Raw genomic sequence first — 21,674 nt, forward strand, 5'->3', positions numbered from 1 at the left:
TACAGGGATTACCCAAATCCGATGTAGGAGCTGCCGAAGGCTGCGATCTTTTGATCTTCAGGTATCTAGCGGATCTGGTGCTTGTGCAGCAAACGGTAAAACGTCGGCCGCGACACGCCGAGTACTTTGGCTGCAACACTGAGGTTATCGCTGTGCCGGTTCAGCACATCGCACAGTGCCTGGCGCTCGGCGCGGGTCTTGTAGTCTTCCAGCGTGCCCATGGGTGTCGCGATCGAGTGCTGGCTGATCAGCCCCAGGTCTCGGGCCTCGATCTGCCGCCCTTCGGCCAGCACCAGTCCGCGCCTTACACGGTTGGCCAGTTCCCGGACATTGCCCGGCCAGTCGTGTTTGCCCATGGCAATCAGCGCATCTTCGCTGAAACTGCGTGGGCGTCGGCCGGTTTCATGGCTGTAGAAATGGGAAAAGTGGTTGGCCAGCATCGAGAGATCACCATGGCGTTCACGCAACGGCGCAGTGACCACCTGCAGGACGTTGAGCCGGTAATACAGGTCTTCGCGAAAACGCTTCTTCTCGATGGCCGCCTCAAGGTCGACGTGGGTCGCCGCCAGCACACGTACATCCACCGGAATCGGCTGACTGCCGCCGACGCGCTCGATGTGTTTTTCCTGCAGAAAGCGCAACAGATTGGCTTGCAGTTCCAGCGGCAGATCACCGATCTCATCGAGAAACAGCGTGCCGCCATTGGCCGCTTCAATGCGCCCGACCTTGCGCTGATGCGCGCCGGTGAACGCACCCTTCTCGTGACCGAACAGCTCGGATTGAATCAAATGCTCGGGAATCGCCCCGCAGTTGATTGCCACAAACGGTTTGCTGTGGCGCTGGGATTGCCGGTGCAGCGTGCGCGCAACGAGTTCTTTACCGGTACCGCTTTCGCCGCGGATCAACACAGGCGATTCGGTGGGTGCCAGTTTGCTGAGTAACTTGCGCAGTTCACGGATCGGTTTGCTGTCGCCGAGCAGTTCATGTTCCGGCTGATCGACGTGAATCGTGCCCTGCCCGCGCAAACGCGCCATGCCGAATGCGCGGCCGAGGGTGACCTGCACCCGCGATACGTCGAACGGCAAGGTGTGGAAATCAAAAAACCATTCGCAGACGAAATCGCCGACGTTTTGTAGACGCAGGACTTCCTGATTGAGTACGGCGATCCATTCGGTGCCGCTACGGCTGATCAGTTCCTTCACGGCTTCGGGTCGTTCGAGGTGAAACGGTTGCAATCGCAACAAGCCGACATCACAACTTCGATCGGCGGCATTTTCCAGGGTACAGCTATCAACATCCCAACCTACGGCGCGTAATCCGGGCAATAAGCGGTGGCAGTCGTCGCAAGGATCGACCACCAATAAACGTCGTAACGCAGGCGCTTCGCTCATGACTGTTCCTTGGCGCCAAATTATTAGAAATGATTGTAAAAACAGTCATTTGGCAGACCCGACTGTAACATTAGCAAGATTTTGACAGGGCCTTGTATCGATTGCTTATAGGTGTACAAGCAAACACGTTATAAGAACAGAAGTTGTTAGTAAGCTATCGACTAATCCCAGCCTTAACCTTTCAGAAAGCTTTCAAAAACCTGTCGGTAAAGCAAAGCCATGAAAGAAAGTTGAAATTTCTTTGTTTCCTGTGTGACCTGCCTACGGGTTCGGTGCATCAGTACAAGTACCAGCCGAACGGTAAGCCCAACCGACGGCACATCACTTGATTGGGCACGACAGAGAGAAAACCCCATGACCGCCCCGCTCCGTATCAACGAAGCTGTTTTGATTGCCAACCATGCGTTCAAACCGTTCCAGTGCGTGGCCTGGGCGCCACAAGACGGCAATGGCGAGCTCAGCCTGACCGTAATCGACCGGACCAATTCGCACATCGGTCGCAAACAGATCCCGAGCAGCGCCTACTCCGATCCAGCGCAACTCGAGCAACTGCTGCAGCAGGCTCGCGCTGAACTCAGCGAAGAAGGCTACAGCCTGCAATCCTGGTCGATGCCACACTAACAGCCGGGCGATGCGGATGACGTTCAGGTCATCCGCCCTACTCTGTTAGTTCTAATCTTTTAACTCTTCGTACTTTTGTACAACTATTTGCAACTTGTTCAGGCTTAACTGCTTGGGCGGCTTGCTATTGGTTCAAAAAGACACTGTTCTGGCACAGTGCGACCCTCCACCTGTTAGTTCTTACAGTTGTACTTCTCCCGGTTCAGGGATTGAATGTTTCGCTCATGCAGTTACCCCTCCGGTTTCCGGTAAAGGTCAACTCGCAAGGAGATGCGTGCATGTCCACCCTGAACACTTTTGCGCTGCCGGCATTACCGACGACGTTGTCGAATCAGGCCGGTCAACTCGACAGAACGTTTGCCGCCACCGGCGTCGCCCAAGTGTATTTCGCGGGCAGCGTGTCCAGCCTGACGGAAGATATCTCGCTCGATGCTCAGGGGCGGATCCTTGTCGCCGCCAAAGTCGGCACCGCCGCCGGCAGCCGTTTCGGCCTGGCCCGCATGCTCGCCGATGGCTCGGCCGACCTGGCCTTTGGCGATCAAGGCAGCGTGATCGATACCTTCGCCCCGGGCTTCGAAGCCACCGCCGGCAAAGTCCAGGCACTGCCCGACGGGCGCATCCTGCTCGCCGGCCTGCATTATGAAAACACGCATCGCACCTTGCCCGCGCTGGCCTTGTTCGATGCACAGGGCAAACCGGACCAGAGCTTCGGTGACAACGGTCGTCAGGTGGTGCGCCTGCCGGGCGATCTGTCCATGGGCAGCCGTGACTCATGGCTGCCACCGGGCGTACCCGGCGCCGAAGCCTGCGACTTTGTCGTCCAGGACGACGGGCATATTCTGTTGATCGCCAATCACCACTTCGAACTCGCCGACCATGCCGGCATGCTGATTCGCCTCAAGCCTGACGGCAGCCTCGATGAAACCTTCAACGGCCGCGGCTTCGTGATGATTCGCCACTTGCTGCTTAACACCTGGCTCAGCAGCCTGCTGTTGCAGAAGGATGGGCGGATTGTGGTGGCCGGTTCCATCGATTTTCCGCAGGAAGGTCTGTTGGCGCGCTACCTGCCCGACGGCCACCTCGACGAGCGTTTCGCCGTGGATGGATTCATGGCCTTCAAGGCACACGGCAAAAGCGCTCTGGTCAGTCAGGTCCTTGAGTCCGCCGACGCGCTGCACTGTTTCGGCAGCAGTCGCGACCCGATTCGTTGCATGGCCTACAGCGTGCACACCAATGGCCGCCCGAACCTGCACAACCATGGCGGGCAACCACAGCTGCTGGAAATCGGCCCCAGCGGCTGTCAATGGAGCGCCGCCCAACGCATGGCGGACGGCCGCATCATCGCAGTCGGTGCAACCATTGGCGGGATCGAAGCGGATTTTATTGTTGCCCGCTACCTGAGTGACGGCAGCCTGGATCACAGCTTCGGCGATGGCAAAGGCTGGCTGCGCACGCGCCTGGGTCGCAGCCTGGATACGGCCAACTCGCTGGCCGTGGAAGCGGATGGCGCCATCCTCGTTGGCGGTTATTCGCTCGATTGCAACTACCGGGCAATGGTGGCGCGGTATTTCAATCACTAGTCAAACGAAGGGCCGCAGCGCTGCCACTCATCGGATTTAGCCCTGGACCTGTAATTTCTGACAGTAGACGCAGCCATTGATCGGCGCTCAGATAGCGACACGCGCAGATGGCTGCGCGTTGAACCTGAAAAAGGAATTTTTGAATGACTGACCAACAGAAACTATCTGGACAACTGACGCAAGTTGAAGCCTCGAGCACGCGTGCTAGCAAGATCGAACCGCGGATCCTCGAACTCACCGATCTGGATGGGAATTACATCGAACCCGACAGTGTTGTCACGGTTAGCGACTTTTTTATCAAAGGCGTGGCCACTCCGGCGAGACCGGCGGACATTCTGGATAGCCGAACCCCGATTGCCGCTGTTCATGTAGACGCGACTGGCCACTTTACAACAGAACTTTTTAACCAGTCGCTCGGTACTCATGTATACACCGTGCTAGACGAGTCTGGACAAGAATCATCGCCCTGGGTGGTTACTATTGCTGCACTAGATCAGCTATTAATCGAATCTATAAAAGGGCCGGACGACCAGCCCATCGGAAACGGTTCAAGTACAGTTCATACCGACCTGAGGTTTATCGGCAAGGGCGTACCTGGCCAGGTGGTGGATCTTGTGGATAACGGTATTGTGCTTCGCTTGCTCAATGTCGATAACAGCGGGCACTGGAGCGCCCACCTCACAGGCCTTAAGCCAGGCAAGCATAATTTCGTCGCTCGAGAGTTAAACGGCAAAGAATCAGCCCCCTGGCATGTAGAGATCGAAAAACCGGCATTGTTGAGTATTCAATTTGGATACGGCCTGGGAAATTATCAGCCCATCAAAGATGGCGAAACCACGACGCAGACAGCAGTAGTTCTGATTGGCACGGCCAAGCCGCACGAATTTGGCCGGATCCTCAGTGATGCCCATGAAGGGGTTGTCTTCGACGCAAATGAATACGGGGTTTTCATTACCCCTATTAAGGACTTACTCCCCGGCAATAGTTATACGTTCATCTGCCGATCTGAATCCGAACCGGATCGCCACTCGGAACCTTGGATGATCCATGTAGCGTCTGAGAAACTGCCGCAACGGTAGTTCTGTTTCATCGTCAACATGACCCGTCGAGCGATAACTCGGCGGGTCTTGTTGTTTGCCCCGCGAATCGTCTAAAAAAACCTGCATCAACGTCGACGACGCGGATTAAATCGACGAGCAGCTTGATCTTCCCCGACACATCCGGCAACTTTCGCGCTTCTTAATAAAAGGAGCTGCCGATGTCCGGTTCAATGGCCCAGGCGTTCGCGCATAATTTTCTCGGGCACTCGCCACGCTGGTACAAGGCGACCATTGTCGGTTTCCTCATCCTCAATGCGCTGGTGCTGTTCACCGTTGGCCCGGTCGCGGCCGGCTGGTTGCTGGTGATCGAATTCATCTTCACTCTGGCCATGGCGCTCAAGTGTTATCCGCTGATGCCCGGCGGCTTGCTGTTGATCGAAGCCTTGCTGTTGAAGATGACCACCCCGCAAGCACTTTACGATGAACTGGTGCACAACTTCCCGGTGATCCTGTTGCTGATGTTCATGGTGGCGGGCATCTATTTCATGAAAGACCTGCTGCTATTTCTGTTCTCGCGCCTGTTGTTGGGCGTGCGCTCCAAAGCGGCGTTGGCCTTGATGTTCTGCTTCCTCTCGGCATTTTTGTCGGCGTTTCTCGATGCCTTGACGGTAACCGCCGTGATCATCAGTGCAGCGGTAGGTTTCTATTCCGTTTATCACCGTGTCGCTTCCGGCAATGATCCGCGCCAGGACAGCGAGTTTGCTGACGACGAGAACCTGCCGAAACTGCATCACGAAGACCTGGAACAATTCCGCGCTTTCCTGCGCAGTCTGTTGATGCACGGCGCTGTCGGTACGGCGTTGGGCGGCGTGTGCACACTGGTGGGCGAACCGCAGAACCTGTTGATCGGCCACGAAATGGGCTGGCACTTCGGCGAGTTCTTCCAGAAAGTCGCGCCGGTTTCGCTGCCGGTGCTGGCGGCAGGTCTGGTCACCTGCGTGCTGCTGGAAAAGCTGCGCTGGTTCGGCTACGGCACGCTGCTGCCGGACAATGTTCGCGCCGTGTTGGCTAACTACGCCGCTGAAGACAATGCTGAACGCACGGCGCGCCAACGCGCAGCACTGCTGGTGCAAGGCGCTGCGGCATTGATCCTGATTGGCTGCCTGGCTTTTCACATCGCCGAAGTCGGCCTGATCGGGTTGATGGTGATTGTGTTGATCACCGCGTTTACCGGCATCACCGACGAGCATCGTCTGGGCAGTGCATTCAAGGACGCCATGCCGTTCACGGCATTGCTGGTGGTGTTTTTTGCCGTGGTGGCGGTGATTCACGATCAACAGCTGTTTGCGCCGTTGATTCAATGGGTGCTCGCCCTGCCGGTCGAGCAACAACCGGGCATGTTGTTTATTGCCAACGGCCTGCTGTCGGCGATCAGTGACAATGTGTTTGTCGCGACGATTTACATCACCGAAGTGAAACAGGCGTTCCTTGCCGGGCACATGAGCCGTGAGCATTTCGAGACATTGGCGATCGCGATCAATACAGGTACGAATTTGCCGAGTGTCGCGACGCCGAATGGCCAGGCCGCGTTCCTGTTCCTGCTGACTTCGGCGATTGCACCGCTGGTGCGTTTGTCGTACGGGCGCATGGTGTGGATGGCGTTGCCGTACACCTTCGTGATGGGGCTGTTGGGCTGGTATGCCGTCAGCTACTGGCTCTAACAAACACCGCGTAAAAACTGTAGGAGTGAGCCTGCTCGCGATAGCGGTGTGTCAGCCCAGGAAATGCTGACTGATACATTGCTATCGCGAGCAGGCTCACTCCTACATTTGGTCTTGGGTGGTGTCAGTGAGGCAGGATGTATTTCTCGATCGCCTGGGCCACGCCATCCTCGGTGTTCGGCGCGGTGACCACGTCGGCTTGGCGCTTTACCGCCTCCTCCGCCTGCCCCATGGCAATCGACAGGCCTGCGCAATGGAACATCGCCGGGTCGTTGCCGCCATCGCCGATGGCCGCTGTCTGCTCCAATGGAATACCGAGATGTTCGGCCAGAGTTGCCAGCGCCGTGCCTTTGTTGGCCTCCAGCGCCGTGACGTCGAGATACACCGGTTGCGAGCGTGACACTTGTGCCATGCCGTTGACCTTGGTCAACAGGCGCGCCTCAAGCTCGATCAACAGCTCAGTGTTGTTGCTGGTCGCGACAATCTTGTCGATGCGCTGCAGATACGGCTCGAAGCTTTCGACCACCACCGGCGGATAACCGAGGCCATGCTGCTCGCGCGGCACCATCGGCCCGTGCGGATCCTTGAGCAGCCAGTCACCGCCGCTGAACACCCAGATTTCCACATCCGGCTGATCGGCAAACGTTGCCAGCGCAATCAGCGCGGTGCTCGCCGGCAGGTAATGCGCGACCAACAAACTGCCATCCGGATTGACGATGGTTCCACCGTTAAACGCCGCTGTCGGCAGATCAACGCCCAGGGCTTCGATCTGCTGCAGCATGGCTTTCGGTGGTCGCCCCGTGGCGAGGCTGAACAACACGCCCGCCTCACGCAGCGAACGCACCGCGTCAATGGTGCGTTGACTCAGCGTGTGATCCGGCAGCAACAGTGTGCCGTCCATGTCGCTGAGCAGAAAACGGATAGGTTGTTTCGGCAAGTCACTCATCCGAGGCCATGCCAGACGCGACCATCGCGAGTCAGCAGATCTTCGGCGGCCTGCGGGCCGTCTTCACCGGCGGCATAAGTCTGCACGCTCGCGTCCTGCTGCCAGGCGTCGAGGAACGGTTGCACGGCGCGCCAGCCGTTCTCGATGTTGTCGGCGCGCTGGAACAGCGTCTGGTCACCGGTCAGGCAGTCGTAGATCAGCGTTTCGTAACCGGTCGACGGCTGCATCTCGAAAAAGTCTTTGTAGGCAAAACCCAGCTCGATGTTGGCCATGTTCAACGCCGGTCCCGGCCGCTTGGCCAGCAGGTCGAACCACATGCCTTCGTTGGGCTGTATCTGGATGCGCAGGTAAGTCGGCTGCAATTCATCGACTTCGGTGTCGCGGAATTGCGCATACGGCGCCGGTTTGAAGCAGATGACGATCTCGGTGTCGCGCACGCTCATACGCTTGCCGGTGCGCAGATAGAACGGCACGCCGACCCAACGCCAGTTGTCGATCATCACTTTCAGCGCAACGTAGGTTTCAGTGGTGCTGTCCGGCGAGACATTGGGCTCTTGACGATAACCGTTCAGTGGTTTGCCACCGACTTCGCCGGCGCTGTATTGGCCGCGAACCGAGTTGGCCCGTGCCTCTTCAGTGGTCCACGGGCGGATCGCGCCGACCACCTTGGCCTTCTCGCCGCGCACCGCATCGGCGCCGAACGCCGCCGGCGGTTCCATCGCCACCATGGCGAGCAACTGGAACAGGTGATTGGGCACCATGTCACGCAGTGCGCCGGTGTGTTCGTAAAAACTGCCACGGGTTTCGACGCCGACGGTTTCGGCGGCGGTGATCTGCACGTGGTCGATGTAATGATTGTTCCAGAACGCTTCAAACAGGCTGTTGGAAAACCGGCTGACCAGAATGTTCTGCACGGTTTCCTTGCCCAGATAATGGTCGATCCGATAGATCTGCTTTTCGGACATCACCTTGAGCAAACAGGCGTTCAATGCTTCGGCGGTTTGCAGATCGGAGCCGAACGGCTTCTCGATCACCACCCTTCTGAACGCTTCCGGAGTTTCTTCAAGCAAACCGGCGCTGCCCAGTCGGCGCACCACTTCGCTGAAAAAGCGTGGCGCGGTGGCCAGGTAGAACACCGCATTGCCAGTGCCGCTGTCGGCGATTTTCGCCGCCAGCGCGGAATAAGTGCTGTCGTCCAGGAAGTCGCCCTGGACGTAGCTGATACCTTTGGCGAGCTTGGCCCACAAGGCCGGATCAAGCATCTGATCGCCCTTGCCGACCTTCGCCGCCACTTCGGTGCGGATGAAGTCTTCGAGCTTCTGTGCGAAGGCTTCATCGGTAATGGCGTTGTGGTCAACGCCCACGATCCGCAGATTTTCGTCAAGCAAGCCGTCGCGACTGAGGTTATACAGCGCCGGCATCAGCAAGCGCTTGACCAGGTCGCCGTGGGCACCGAACAGAAACAGCGTGGTCGGTGGTGCGGGTTCTGCCTTGGATTTTCTGCGGATCGTATGGGTCATTTCTTCGGTGTCTCCACGTGGCCGCCGAAGCCGAAGCGCTGGGCCGAAAGAATCTTGTCGCCAAACGTGCCCTGACCGCGCGAGCGGTAACGCGAGAACAGCGAGTTCGACAGCACCGGTACCGGCACCGCTTGTTCCATGGCCGCTTCGATGGTCCATTGACCTTCGCCACTGTCGGCTACGGAGCCGGAGAAGCCGTCAAGCTTCGGATCGCTGGCCAACGCGTCGGCGGTCAGATCGAGCAACCACGACGACACCACGCTGCCACGACGCCACACTTCAGCGATGTCGGCGACGTTCAGATCAAAACGCTGATCTTCCGGCAGGCGCTCGCTGGACTTGGTCTTGAGGATGTCGAAGCCCTCGGCGAACGCGGCCATCATGCCGTACTCGATGCCGTTGTGAATCATCTTCACAAAGTGCCCGGCACCGGCAGGACCGGCGTGGATATAGCCGTGTTCGGCGCGCTGGTCCTCGGACTTGCGGTCCTTGGTGCGCGGGATATCACCCATGCCTGGAGCAAGTGCGGCGAACAGCGGGTCGAGGCGCTGCACGGTTTCTGCGTCGCCGCCGATCATCATGCAATAGCCGCGCTCCAGGCCCCAGACGCCGCCGGAGGTGCCGACGTCGATGTAGTGCAGGCCTTTTTCGGCCAAAGTCTTGGCCCGGCGAATGTCATCCTTATAGTTGGTGTTGCCGCCGTCGATGATGGTGTCGCCGGCTTCGAGCAAAGTGCTCAGGGTGTTGATGGTGTCTTCGGTGGGTGCGCCGGCCGGCAGCATGACCCAGACCGCACGCGGTTTGGCCAGGCCGGCAACCAGTGCCGGCAAATCGGCGACGCCAGTGGAGCCCTCGGCGACCAGGTTATCGATGAAAGCGGTATTGCGGTCGTAAACAACGGTGGTATGACCGTTGAGCATCAGACGTCGCGCAATATTGCCGCCCATGCGGCCCAGTCCAATAATCCCGAGTTGCATGTGCTGATGCTCCTTACTACAAATAAATGTGTGTCATTGGTTATAGCCCAACGCGACTGATGGAGGTTAGTCCAGAGCGTTGCGATGAAGTTTCCGGGCATTGTGCCCGATCCAGACTGATAACGCCCCGAATCATGCAGAAGACACACCGACCATGAAAAATAAAAAAGTTCCATTCACAGGCAAAAGAAATCAAAATCGGCGCCGATAGTAGATCTGTACCGCAAGCCGGGACGACCTACAGTTGATGCACGCCATTTGCGAGGTGAGCAATGGGCACAGTACACACAGCAATGCCGCCACAAACCCTGTACGTGACGATTCGTCGCGATGAATTGCGTCAGTTGAAAGACGAACGCGACCAGTTGAAGCAGGAGCTGGCGCAACTGCGCCTGTTGACCCAGGGTGCGCAACCGCAGCCTTTGCCGGTCGTTCAGCGTCATCCCCACGCCTGATCCCCCGCCTGATTCGGGAACGGCAGCGGCTGTTCCCGACACGCTACCCTCTGGCCGCATGCCCCACGGCAAAAGCGCCGCTTAACAAAACTTTCACATTCTCTTCGTAATACTCCGCCCCATTCTGGCCGTACCTGCGTGTACGGCCTCCGTTCGTCGGCTTCATGGATGTTCCGGCGGTGGTTGTAACGAGTGAGCTGGAGCGCCGAATGGCATTGTTCAAACGCAGCAAAACGACTGCGACAGGTTTCGATTGGGCCGGTTTTCTCTGGCTGTTTGTATTCTTCTGGTACTTCTCGGGTATCACCCAACTGCTGATCCAGCTGACCGGTACCTCCGGCTTCACCGGGTTCCGTCAGGCGTTCGTCATGAGCGCGATCTGGCTGGCGCCGATGCTGCTGTTCCCCAAACGCACCAAACTGCTCGCCGCCATCATCGGCGTAGTGTTGTGGGCCTGCTCGATGGCCAGCCTGGGTTACTTCTTCATCTATGAGCAGGAGTTCTCCCAGAGCGTGATCTTCATCATGTTCGAGTCGAACGTGTCCGAAGCCGGCGAGTACATGACCCAGTACTTTGCCTGGTGGATGGTGCCGGCGTTCCTCGCGCACACCGCGTTCGCTTACTTCCTGTGGACTCGCCTGCGCCCGGTGTACATGCCCCGTGGCCGCGCATTCGTCGCGGCGATGGCCATTCTGATTGCGGTGATCGGTTATCCGCTGGTCAAACAAACCATGCGCATGGGCACCTTCGCCCAAGGCTTCGAGAAATTCGAAACCCGCATCGAGCCGGCGGTGCCATGGCAGATGGTCGTGGCCTATCACCGTTACCAGGAAACCCTCGCCGACATGCAGGGCATGCTGCACAACGTGAGCAAAATCCCGCCGCTGAAAAACCTCAAGGACGCCTCGGCCGATCAGCCAAAAACCCTGGTGCTGGTGATCGGCGAATCGACCAACCGTCAGCGCATGAGTCTTTATGGCTATCAGCGCAACACCACGCCGGAACTGGACAAGCTCAAGGATCAACTGGCGGTGTTCGACAACGTCGTCACTCCACGTCCGTACACCATCGAGGCGCTGCAGCAGGTCCTGACCTTTGCCGACGAGGAAAACCCGGATCTGTATCTGTCCACGCCGTCGCTGGTCAGCATGATGAAGCAGGCCGGCTACAAAACCTTCTGGATCACCAACCAGCAGACCATGACCAAGCGCAACACCATGCTCACCACGTTCTCCGAACAGGCCGACGAGCAGGTATACCTGAACAACAACCGCAACCAGAACGCCGCGCAATACGATGGCGACGTCATCGAGCCCTTTAACAAGGCCCTGACTGATGCGGCACCGCGCAAACTGATCGTTGTGCATTTGCTCGGCACGCACATGAGCTACCAGTACCGCTATCCGCCGACGTTCGACAAGTTCCAGGACCGCAACGGCGTGCCGCCCGGCGTGCGTGACGACCAGGTACCGACCTACAACAGCTATGACAACGCCGTGCTGTACAACGACTTCGTCGTGTCGAGCCTGATCAAGGATTACGCCAAATCCGATCCGAACGGCTTCCTGCTGTACCTTTCGGATCACGGTGAAGACGTGTTCGACTCGGTGGGCCACAAGACCCTGGGCCGCAACGAAAACAAACCGACCGCGCCGATGTACACCATTCCGTTCATGGCCTGGGCGTCGCCGAAGTGGAAGGCCAACCACGACTGGAACTTCGCCGGCGACCTCGATCGCCCGTACAGCAGCTCGCACCTGATCCACACCTGGGCCGACCTCGCCGGTTTGAGTTTCGATGAACTCGACCGCAGCAAGAGCCTCGTCAGCGACAGCTTCAAGGTACGGCCACTGCTGATCGGCGATCCGTACCAGACCGACCAGCGCGCGCTGATCGACTTCAGTTTGATGAAGCCGAAGAAACCGACACCAACCGTCGCGGATGCGGTGGAGCAGTAAAGTCGCGTTGGGATGTGCAGGTATGAGTGCAACTGAATTGATCTCTGCCTGATCCCTTGAAAAGCTCTGTATCGAAAGATGCAGGGCTTTTTTGTTAAAGGCTCCGGAAACATAAGGGTTTGAGAAGGGTGATCATTGGCTCGAATACCCTACCGCACGTCGGATTTCAATCCGCACCTGTCAGATCTGACAGGTGCGCAACCTGGCTTTTAGCCGTTCAATTACTCCGTCAATTTCCGCCACGGAGTTCCCTCCCATGTCCGCTAAAAACCAGCCTGAAAACGACCCACTGATCCTCAATGAACTCAAGATCCCCGGCCGTACCGGGCCAGTGTCCGAAACGCCCAAGGTCTGGGGCATCAACCGCGCCGCGGCGCTGGACAATTTTCCGCGTCAGGGTCTGTTGTGCCAGGCCGGCCCTTGGGCGCCCATGAATCCCCACGACAGGCTGGTGATCTACAAGAACAAGACCCAGGAAATATTGCGCGAAATCGTCAATAGCGGCGAGGTCAACACCGAGCTGCAAATGTTCGTGGAGGCACGGCATATCACCGAGGACACATACACCTTGTCCTACAGCGTTACCCGGCTGGGCGGAGTGGCCGAGGATTCGCTAGAGACGCAGGTGCTGGTCAAGCTCACCCGCCCTGGTGGCGAGGACCATAGCGAAGAGCCGGGGCATCCGAATCTGGTCATGACCATCCCTGAGGAGATTCTCAAGGGGGGTATCGACGAGGATAACGTCGCCAGCGGCGTGCCAATCACAATCGGCAAACCCGATGACAAGCCACCCTACCCGTTCGCCGCGGCCGGCGATGTGATCCGGGTTAGCTGGGGCGGCGTGTTTGTACTCAGCGCCCCGTTGACTCAGGCGCAAGCTGATGGCACGGAGTCAATCATCGTGAAAATCGACGCAGCCACCATCCGCAATGCCGGCGACTCCGACGACTCGGGTCTGGCTGTAGTTTTCGAGGTTTACGATCTGGTCGACAATCGATCCTCGGACTGGAGTGTCGAGCAACGGGTGTTGGTGGCGGTGGACAAAACGCGCTTGGTCGCGCCATTGCTCAAGGAGGCGCAGAACAATGTGCTGGACGTCGACAAACTGGGCGACGCCGACGGCACAGCGCAGGTCTGGGTGTCAGGCGCCTCGTTCAAGGTCGGCGATATCCCCATCCTGAAAATCAGGGGAACACCACAAGAAGGCCCGCCGGTTGATATTGAAGTGCCGGGTGACCCCTTGGTCAGCGTGCCTACCACCCATGAAACCAAAATCGACAATCGCATCCTGCGCCAATTGGCAAAAAGCCAGATCGCCCTGTCCTATCGCCTGGAAAAGGCCGACGGCTCTGCTGATCTACCGGCCAAAACCCAGTTCATCAGCGTCATCGGCGAGGTGCAGCGGCTGGAGGCGCCCGTGGCACTGGACGCGAAGCAAGGTGCACTGGATCCGCTACTGCCACAAGTGCGCATCGAAGTTCCGTTCGACGCCTCGTTCGCCGCCGGTCAGGTCATCAACCTGTTCTGGCTCGGCACCCGCCCTGACCTGGAAGCCTACCTGCCTACCCTGCCGCCGCGGCTGATTACCCAAGGCGATTACGACGCCAAGGAGCCGCTGCTGATTATCGTCGACAAGAAGCACCTGACACCGATCATTGGCGGAAAACTGGAGCTGTATTACCAGTTGCTCATTGAAGATTCGGTGTTCAACCAGATGGATCGGTTCCAGCAGACCCGCGCCATCCGCGAGTCGAAACACGCCGATATCCTGCAAATCGGCGAAGCACGCAAAGAGTTGCCGGAGCCGACAGTGGACGGAGTGGTCGACGGCGTGCTGCCAGCCGATACCAGCAGCACCACGCTGACCGTGAACTACCTCAAGACGCTCAAGGACGACATCGTCACCCGTTTCTGGGAAGGATCGATCACTGGCGTAAACAACGACTGGGTCAAACTGAGCGCCATCACCGCCGGCAAGCCTGTGCCGTTCACCATCAAGGCCGAACTGATCAAGGGCAATGAAGGCGGGACAGTGAAGGCGTATTACCAGATCGAGCGCGCGGCAGGCGGGACGAGTTATTCGGATACGCTGGAGTTCAGTGTCGCCGTGACGCAAACCGTAGCGCCTACCATCGCCAACATCACCGACGCCAATGGCATCGTTGCCCCGAATGGCACCACCCTCGAAACCAGCGTCACCGTCACAGGCGATGCCAGCCCTGACCAGACCGTACAGCTTTACGACAACGACACGGCGTTGACACCGGTTGTACCAGTCGACGCCAATGGCGAATGGAGCAGGGTAATCAGCGGACTGAGTAAAGGCGCGCACCCTATCAAAGCCAAAGCTCTCTACAGTGAACAACCGGTGTCGGAGGTGCGCAGTTTTTCTGTCGCCTCAGGCCTGAAAAGAGACTTCACTAGTTTTACTGGTGGAAACTGGAACGGCTGGGTCGCCGGACCGAATGTGCATCCAACTGATCTGAGATTCAAAACATATGACGGCAATTGGGTATTAGAAAACATCACCAGCACAGATCAATCCGACGGGATAATCATCCAAAAGACATTCTCCAATGTGCAGCCGCGCTACCAATACCGTTTTTCTATCAAAGCTATCCGGTCGAACAGTAAATACACGGCGCCATCATTATCGATCCGAGCCGCTGGTACGATCATCGCTGGCCCTACCGAAATCAGTTCCTCATCCCAGTGGATAACCCTATCAGGCAATTTTATCCCTACAACCACCGACATCACGGTGGACGTTTACAGTCATGTCTCGACGACTAACGGCAACGACTATCGAATCGACGATATTGAAATCGTGCTCATTGATTGATCAACCGAACCACTCTCACCCAGCTAACGGTGATACGGCGACGGATCAAGTCGTGACGAGGTACGGCCACTGCTGATCGGCGATCCGTACCAGACCGACCAGCGTGCGTTGATCGACTTCAGTTTGATGAAGCCGAAGAAACCCGACACCGCGCCGGCGGATGTCGCACAAAAGTAAAGCCGCTGTGGATCTACCGAGGTGATGGCAACCGCAGAGCGCTTTGCCTGATCCATTGAAAAGCTCTGTATCGAAAGATGCAGAGCTTTTTTTTACTTCAGAAATCCGGATCGTTCGGTGAATGATCCGTTCTGCAAACGCCAACCGCACGTCGGATTTCGGCCCTTACCTGTCAGATCTGACAGGTGCGAAATCCCGCCAATGCGCTTTCAATCACTCCGTTACCTCACCGAACGGAGCACGCCCCCATGTCCAACCCAACACCGGATGCGCTGAAGTCCCTCTACTTCCCTGCCCTGAACCCACTCGCCCCAACGGAAGACTACGATGGCGGCATCCCCATTCGTGGCGTGGAAAACGGTTTGCAAGGCACTGTGCCTGCCTGGCTCTCCATGAGCATCGGCGACCGGGTCGATGTTTTTTGGAACAACTCTACGCAGGCAGTGTGGAGCAAGACCATTCAATACGAGTCCGAACTCAATCGGGATGTGATCTTCACCCTGGCCAAGGATTTTGTGCTCGACGGTGATGCCACCAACGTTTACTACAAGATTTCCGGCAAGAACTACCCCGGCGAAGAATCCAGGCCCCGCTTGAAACTGCTGGTCAAACTCACCCGCCCCGGCGAGTACGACGACATCCCCGGTGATGACGGCCACTCCGACCTCAACTTTTCCCTCGACCGCTACGAGGTCGACCAGGATTTTCCGCAAAACGGCGTGGTGACGATGCGCATCGTTCCCTACCGCAACCTGACCCGCTACGACCGCATCCACGCCCGCTGGGGCAGCCAGCAAGTGATGCATCTCGTCAGCCCGGAACAGGCGGCGGATCCGCTGAAAAACCCGATCGACATCACTTTCGATTACGACCTGATCAAGGCCGCCGGCGATGGCTCCGCGGTGGCGGTGGCGTTTCAGGTGGTCGACCGCTGCGGCAACTACCCGGACGAGCGCGCCCCGTGGTCGGCCCTACAGCGGGTGCTGGTGGACATGAACGGTGACCGCCTGGACGCACCGCTGGTGCTGGTCAAAGGCCAGCCCACCGATCGTGTGGACCTCGACACGCTGGGTGACGACGACGTCACCGTTCGCGTATACACCACTGCCAAAGACTTCGCCGTGAAGGATGAAGTGCTCCTGACCTGGACCGGCACCCCCGCGCAAGGCCCGCAAATCATCGTCGGCCCGTTATCGATGACGGTGGAATTCGTGCCCTTTCAGCTCGACTTCATCATCCCCAACGAAGCCGTACGTGCCATCGCCAAGGGCAGTGCGTCGGTGGGCTTTGTTCGGCGCCGCGAGGGTGAGACCGACCGCCCCTCGAAAAACGCCAGCGTCAGCGTCGTGGGCGATATCAGCCGATTGCTCGCACCTGGCGTCGTCGAGGCACCGGGCGGGACGTTGCCAGTCGACACTAAGTGGGCGACGGTGAGTGTTCCGTGGTACGTCGGTCGCAAAGGCAGTGATCTGCTGAATGTGATCTGGGAGGCAAAGGCGCCCAGCGGCGACCCTGTTTACTACGAGGACCCGCGCCAGGTCGGCAACGTAGCGGATGGCGATCCCGTCTTGCGCGCCGTTGCCCAGAGCGATATCCAGCGTTTCGATGGCCTGAGCGTCAAGGTCTACTACGTCGTCACCAACAGAGACAACCTGCTGCTGAGCGTGCGCGAATCGCTGCCGTTCATGATGCAGGTGGGCGTCGCGAAGCCAATATTTGATCGCCCGGAAGTCGAAGAAGCAGACGATAACGACGTGCTGAATCCGGAAAACGTGCCGCCGACCGGCGCAACACTGGTCGTGCCCTTCCTCGGCACCCAGGACAAGGACCGCGTGACCTACCGCTGGCGCGGCTCGGCCAGCGGCGGCAGCACCAGCGACTATCTGGACATGATCCCGGCCACGGTGGGTAAACCGGTGAAGTTCACGGTGGGCAAGGCATTCGTGACTGCCAATCTTAACGGCACGGTGGTGGCGGATTACAGTATTCAGCGGGGGGGAGAAACGCTGGGGCATTCGCAGGAGTTGACGTTGGGAGTTGGCCAGGCAACTGCTCCAACTATCGATGCGGTGATAGGCTCTCCCAGCGGTGTTGAAATCCCTCATGGCGGGGAAACGGAGGAAACTGCCGCAACCCTGAGCGGTGTCGCGGCCAAAGGCCAGAAAGTCGAAATCTTTGACGGCGCTGTTTCCAAAGGTCCGGCAACTGCAGATCCCACAACCGGTGTCTGGACGTTGCTCGTCAGTGCCCTGGCTGTGGCTGCACACAGCTTTACCGCCAAGGCGTTGTACGGTTCCGGTGCCGTGTCTGCCGCCAGAACATTGACCGTCACCGCCGCCCCCGACCTGATTGTGGATCCCACTCCGGTCAACCTGTCCGGGCCAAATATCGTCCTGCATGAAGAAGAGAATTCCACGTGGCTCCGGACTGGCAGAGTTCTTCCTGGGACGTCCCATACACGAACACCAAGCAGCGGTGCTGAACCTTACAAGTATTTATCTGCTGATGAAGATATAGCCATCGTGGACAACACAGGTACCGTACAGAGCACGGGCAATGGAACAGTGCTGATCACTGTCATTGACGCTAATAATCAAGAGGCAAGCTATACAGTGACCTGCAGTAATGTAGCCATACTGTTATTAAGTGATAGAACCTTCAAAACTTATACACCTTCAAACCCAGTAGGAGAGCGAGCCGAATATGAGGCTTGGATCTCCTCTGTGGGAGGGGCATATATAGAGCTGATTCATTTTCTTCCAGGTCAAAGTTGGCTCGACATGATCAACCTCAAATATTTCGACCGAAACTCACATTCTTATTACCTGATTAAAAGCAGCGCTTGGACCTGGATCGTAAAATTCTATGATGCTTTCGTTAGAGAGATAGGAAGTGGCGCAGATGGTCGCGGGATGTGTGTAATTGCGAGGCGCCCCAATAAAGTTTGACCAACTTGGGGAAATAAACGGTAATAAACGGGGACAGACCACGTTATCTGCATTTCTGATCGAAGATCGCAGTCGTCAGTAACTCCTAAGCGATTCATTGTAGGAACTGCTGCAGGCTGCGAACTCTTTTGTCAGGAGGAGCCTGACAGATTGTCAAAGCCCGTAGCCTTTCCCCTACAACGAATCCCGCCAAACTCCGGCAGAGTGCAGCGGTTGACTGACCTGCTCTCACTCCCTATCCTCGCGCCTGTCACGACTCATTCGTGATCGGGTTTGACGGCTCGGACTTCCTTACTACGCGCATAGCCTTTCTCTGCTCGTGCACTTTTGTGCCCGCTCATTGCCTATGGTGACTGTGTGTGGGGCATCTTCGGATGCGCCGGGTTTGTGAGGACCGGTCCGTCAACCTGCGCACAGTTGCCACCCATTCGTTTGACGGCGATCAAGTGGCAGCTCTCTTTAACTCTGAAAGAGATACCTCACTTATGAAGCAAGCAAACACAACCTCGACTCCCTGCGACCAAGTCGCTCATCACCCTTTCCGCGTCCGTCCCGACATCTCGCTCCTCGACGCCCTCGAACACGCGGCCGTTTACCTCAACTGCGCCGAAGTCCTCGCTCACCAAGCCCCTAGCGTCGCTCGCCCGGATCACAGCAGCTCACTGCGTTGGGCCAGCCAGCAAATGCTCGCCAACGCCCGCGCACTGGTCCTGGCTTCCATCGCCAGTCAGCACACCGCTCAGACCAGAGGTGGCGTATGAAAGCGCACCTTTCGATGACCCACAACGAAGACAACATTCCGGTTTTATTGATCTCGACTGAAGCCCCGCTAGATGTTCTGCACAGCAGCGCGGCCAGTCGCTTTCTGGCGGTGACGCAGATGATGGAAAGTCTGGCCAGTCTGGATATCTCGTCTGCCAAGGGCGCTGATGTGCAGCAACTGGCCCATGCGGCGGCGATGTTGTTGCGTGATGGCTGTGATGTGATGGATGTGTTGGGCCGGCAGATTCGTTTGCGCGTCTGATACCCGCAAAGTCAAAAGATCGCAGCCTTTGCCAGCGCGCCTATATCGATCAATGTAGGCGCTGGCGAAGGCTGCGATCTTTTGCTTTTCAAGCGAGGTCGAGTCAAACCTCCGAAACACTTTCAAATAATAATATTTCTCGTTTGATACTAAATCCCAGCTGCACCCTTCGTCTTTGAACAAACGGAATTTTTCCCTCGAAGACAAGGAGTCGGCTGCGATGTTCGCGCCCATTACCCGTTCCATGACCCTCACCCTAGGCCTGTGCGGCGCTGCGTTCAGCGCCGATCTGCTGGCTGAAACCGAAGCTGAAAAATCGCCGCAGCCCGGTAATCCGGCGCTGGAGCTGGCCGCGACCAACGTCAGCGCGCAAGGCCTGGGCACCACTACCGAGAACACCGAGTCCTACACCACCGGTGCGATGAGTACCGCGACGCGGCTGAACCTGTCGATCAAGGAAACCCCGCAATCGGTGTCGGTGATCACGCGCCAGCAGATGGATGATTTCAAGCTCGGTACATTGTCCGAGGCCATGCGCCAGACCACCGGTGTGGTGGTGCAGCATCTGGATTCGGATCGGGTCAGCTATTCATCGCGTGGTTATGCGATCAACAACTTCCAGATTGACGGGATGCTCAACACCTTCGATCGCATGAAGTCCGACTCCGACACGATCATTTACGACCGTATCGAGGTGGTGCGTGGTGCCACCGGGTTGACCACGGGTGCGGGTGATCCGTCGGCGACGATCAACATGGTGCGCAAGCGTCCGACCGCGCAGTGGCAGGCGCTGGCCGGGGTCAGTGGCGGCAGCTACGACAATTACTACAGCTACGTCGACGTCGGCGGGCCGCTGGCGTTCGACGGGCGCTTGCGTGGGCGCACGGTGTTGGCGTATCGCGACAACCAGTCGATCAAGGACAAATACGCGCTGCAACGGGAGGTCGGTTATAGCGTGCTTGAGGCGGATCTGAGCGATTCCACCGTGCTGGCGGTCGGTTACGACTATCAGAACAAGCATGTGCAAGGTTCATCCTGGGGCACCGTGCCCTACTGGAATGCCGATGGCAGCAAGGCCGGTCTCGGCCGTTCGACCAACATGGCGACGTCGTGGAGTTCCTGGCCGCTGCAAGACAAAACCGCATTCGCAACCCTCGATCAGCAACTGGCCGGCGGCTGGCGCCTGAAGGCCGCGTACACCCATCGCGAGAGCAACACCGACGGCAAGGTCTATTACGGTGGTGCCGGTTTTCCCGCAGCGGACCGCAGCGGCATGATCGCCTACACCTCGCACATGATCGGCACGCAGAAAATGCAGGCGTATGACTTCAATGTCTCCGGCCCCTACTCGCTGCTGGGCCGTGAGCACGAAATGATGTTCGGCTACGGTGAGGCCGTGCGCCGCTCGAACTCCCCGTACACCATTGCCGGTGCGCGTCCCAAGGACTATGGGACCATCCGCGACTGGAAATACATGGGCGACATCGCCAAGTTCAGCGACACCGTCACCGACCTCACCGGCTCGAAGGACGATACCCGGCAGAAAGCCGGCTACATCGCCACGCGCCTGAGCCTGACTGATGATCTGCACGCCGTACTCGGCAGCCGATATGGCAGTTGGCAAGCGTCCAGTACCAGCAACAGTTACGACGCCAATCGGCAACTGACCGAGGTCGATTACACCAGCCAGAAACAGAACGACGTCTGGACGCCTTACGCCGGCCTGCTGTATGACCTGACCCCGGAATACACGGCGTACGTGAGTTACACCGACATCTTCAAACCCCAGGGCAACCGCGACAAGAATCGCAAATACATCGACCCGGTGGTTGGCAAAAACTATGAAGTGGGCATCAAGGGCAGTCTGCTCGAGGAGCGCCTGAACCTCTCCACGGCGGTGTTCTGGAGCAAGCAGGATAACGTCGCCGAACTCGATAACTCGGTACCGGCGGATCCGGTTACCCGCGAGCAGTTCTACAAATCCGGCGGCAAGGGCAACAAGGTCAACGGCTTTGAAGCTGAAGTGTCCGGGGAAATCCTTCAGGGCTGGAACATGACCGCCGGTTACACCTACACCCACTCGGTCAACGGCGACAGCGAGCGCACCAATACCAATCAGCCGATGAACCTGTTGCGTGTCTCCACGGCGTACCGTCTGCCGGGTGAATGGCAGGCGTTGACCGTGGGTGGCGCGGTGAACTGGCAAAGCGATGTGTATGGCACCTCGAGCCGACCGGTTGGCGGCGACACCGAACAAGCGCGAATCGCCCAGAGCGCCTATACCGTGGTCAATCTGATGTCGCGCTACGAGTTCGACCGGCACCTGTCGGCGTCACTGAACGTCAACAACCTGTTCGACAAGAAGTATTACGACAACGTCGGCTTCTATAACGGCGTGTACTGGGGTGACCCGCGCACCGTCACTCTGAGTCTCGACTGGAAGCTCTGACCCCCGCCTCTCGGGTGCGGCGCAC

General features: G+C 58.0%; 16 protein-coding genes. 11 read left to right on the forward strand and 5 right to left on the reverse strand.

What is annotated here, in order from left to right:
• Positions 1-65 precede the first annotated feature (65 nt).
• The gene (locus ACW9IR_RS07770) at positions 66-1,391 is read right to left on the reverse strand and encodes a sigma-54 dependent transcriptional regulator (protein WP_016983762.1); all 1,326 of its coding nucleotides are present in this window, start codon (positions 1,389-1,391) and stop codon (positions 66-68) included.
• A 354-nt stretch (positions 1,392-1,745) separates the two neighbouring features.
• On the opposite strand from ACW9IR_RS07770, the gene ACW9IR_RS07775 reads away from it, so the two are divergent.
• From ACW9IR_RS07775 to nhaB, 4 genes are all read left to right on the forward strand, one after another.
• Positions 1,746-2,012 carry a hypothetical protein gene (locus ACW9IR_RS07775; RefSeq protein ID WP_095118783.1) on the forward strand — a complete coding sequence of 89 codons (267 nt, stop codon included), beginning with the start codon at positions 1,746-1,748 and terminating at the stop codon, positions 2,010-2,012.
• A gap of 278 nt (positions 2,013-2,290) precedes the next feature.
• Positions 2,291-3,592, forward strand: coding sequence for a hypothetical protein (locus ACW9IR_RS07780; protein WP_457462555.1), 1,302 nt, complete (start codon positions 2,291-2,293; stop codon positions 3,590-3,592).
• 143 nt (positions 3,593-3,735) lie between these two features.
• Positions 3,736-4,671 (forward strand): hypothetical protein, encoded by a 936-nt coding sequence (locus tag ACW9IR_RS07785; RefSeq protein WP_457462557.1) that lies wholly within the window; start codon positions 3,736-3,738, stop codon positions 4,669-4,671.
• 179 nt (positions 4,672-4,850) lie between these two features.
• Entirely contained in the window at positions 4,851-6,353 is a 1,503-nt protein-coding gene (nhaB, locus tag ACW9IR_RS07790) for a sodium/proton antiporter NhaB (protein WP_102900986.1), read from the forward strand.
• Between the two features lie 124 nt (positions 6,354-6,477).
• Here nhaB and ACW9IR_RS07795 read toward each other — a convergent pair whose 3' ends face one another.
• From ACW9IR_RS07795 to gnd, 3 genes are read right to left on the reverse strand one after another with little or no spacing between them, the layout of a single operon-like run.
• A complete protein-coding gene (locus tag ACW9IR_RS07795; RefSeq protein ID WP_102900985.1) occupies positions 6,478-7,299 on the reverse strand; it encodes an HAD family hydrolase in 822 nt (273 codons plus the stop codon).
• Positions 7,296-8,819, reverse strand: a complete 1,524-nt coding sequence (gene zwf / locus ACW9IR_RS07800) for a glucose-6-phosphate dehydrogenase (RefSeq protein WP_457462560.1) — start codon at positions 8,817-8,819, stop codon at positions 7,296-7,298. Before zwf ends, ACW9IR_RS07795 begins: the two co-directional genes overlap by 4 nt.
• Positions 8,816-9,796, reverse strand: a complete 981-nt coding sequence (gnd, locus tag ACW9IR_RS07805) for a phosphogluconate dehydrogenase (NAD(+)-dependent, decarboxylating) (protein ID WP_095118777.1) — start codon at positions 9,794-9,796, stop codon at positions 8,816-8,818. Before gnd ends, zwf begins: the two co-directional genes overlap by 4 nt.
• A 272-nt stretch (positions 9,797-10,068) precedes the next feature.
• Between gnd and ACW9IR_RS07810 the strand changes: the two genes are divergently transcribed.
• The 3 genes from ACW9IR_RS07810 to ACW9IR_RS07820 all read left to right on the forward strand — a co-directional run bounded on the left by ACW9IR_RS07810 (position 10,069) and on the right by ACW9IR_RS07820 (position 15,051).
• A complete protein-coding gene (locus ACW9IR_RS07810; RefSeq protein WP_016983768.1) occupies positions 10,069-10,251 on the forward strand; it encodes a DUF6026 family protein in 183 nt (60 codons plus the stop codon).
• 209 nt (positions 10,252-10,460) lie between these two features.
• Positions 10,461-12,209 (forward strand): phosphoethanolamine transferase CptA, encoded by a 1,749-nt coding sequence (locus ACW9IR_RS07815; RefSeq protein ID WP_110718580.1) that lies wholly within the window; start codon positions 10,461-10,463, stop codon positions 12,207-12,209.
• 256 nt (positions 12,210-12,465) lie between these two features.
• The gene (locus ACW9IR_RS07820; protein ID WP_457462563.1) at positions 12,466-15,051 is read left to right on the forward strand and encodes a carbohydrate binding domain-containing protein; all 2,586 of its coding nucleotides are present in this window, start codon (positions 12,466-12,468) and stop codon (positions 15,049-15,051) included.
• A gap of 23 nt (positions 15,052-15,074) precedes the next feature.
• Here ACW9IR_RS07820 and ACW9IR_RS07825 read toward each other — a convergent pair whose 3' ends face one another.
• Positions 15,075-15,284 (reverse strand): hypothetical protein, encoded by a 210-nt coding sequence (locus ACW9IR_RS07825; RefSeq protein ID WP_102900977.1) that lies wholly within the window; start codon positions 15,282-15,284, stop codon positions 15,075-15,077.
• A gap of 192 nt (positions 15,285-15,476) precedes the next feature.
• Between ACW9IR_RS07825 and ACW9IR_RS07830 the strand changes: the two genes are divergently transcribed.
• The 4 genes from ACW9IR_RS07830 to ACW9IR_RS07845 all read left to right on the forward strand — a co-directional run bounded on the left by ACW9IR_RS07830 (position 15,477) and on the right by ACW9IR_RS07845 (position 21,649).
• Positions 15,477-18,176, forward strand: a complete 2,700-nt coding sequence (locus tag ACW9IR_RS07830; protein WP_457462565.1) for a hypothetical protein — start codon at positions 15,477-15,479, stop codon at positions 18,174-18,176.
• A 485-nt stretch (positions 18,177-18,661) separates the two neighbouring features.
• On the forward strand, positions 18,662-18,937 hold the full coding sequence (locus ACW9IR_RS07835; protein ID WP_457462567.1) for a DUF3077 domain-containing protein: 276 nt from the start codon (positions 18,662-18,664) through the stop codon (positions 18,935-18,937).
• Positions 18,934-19,200: a short-chain dehydrogenase gene (locus ACW9IR_RS07840; RefSeq protein ID WP_457462569.1), complete on the forward strand. Its 267-nt coding sequence runs from the start codon at positions 18,934-18,936 to the stop codon at positions 19,198-19,200. Before ACW9IR_RS07835 ends, ACW9IR_RS07840 begins: the two co-directional genes overlap by 4 nt.
• 220 nt (positions 19,201-19,420) lie before the next feature.
• The gene (locus tag ACW9IR_RS07845) at positions 19,421-21,649 is read left to right on the forward strand and encodes a TonB-dependent siderophore receptor (RefSeq protein WP_457462571.1); all 2,229 of its coding nucleotides are present in this window, start codon (positions 19,421-19,423) and stop codon (positions 21,647-21,649) included.
• Positions 21,650-21,674: the final 25 nt, after the last annotated feature.

The organism is Pseudomonas sp. SDT291_1_S447 (genome assembly GCF_054070155.1).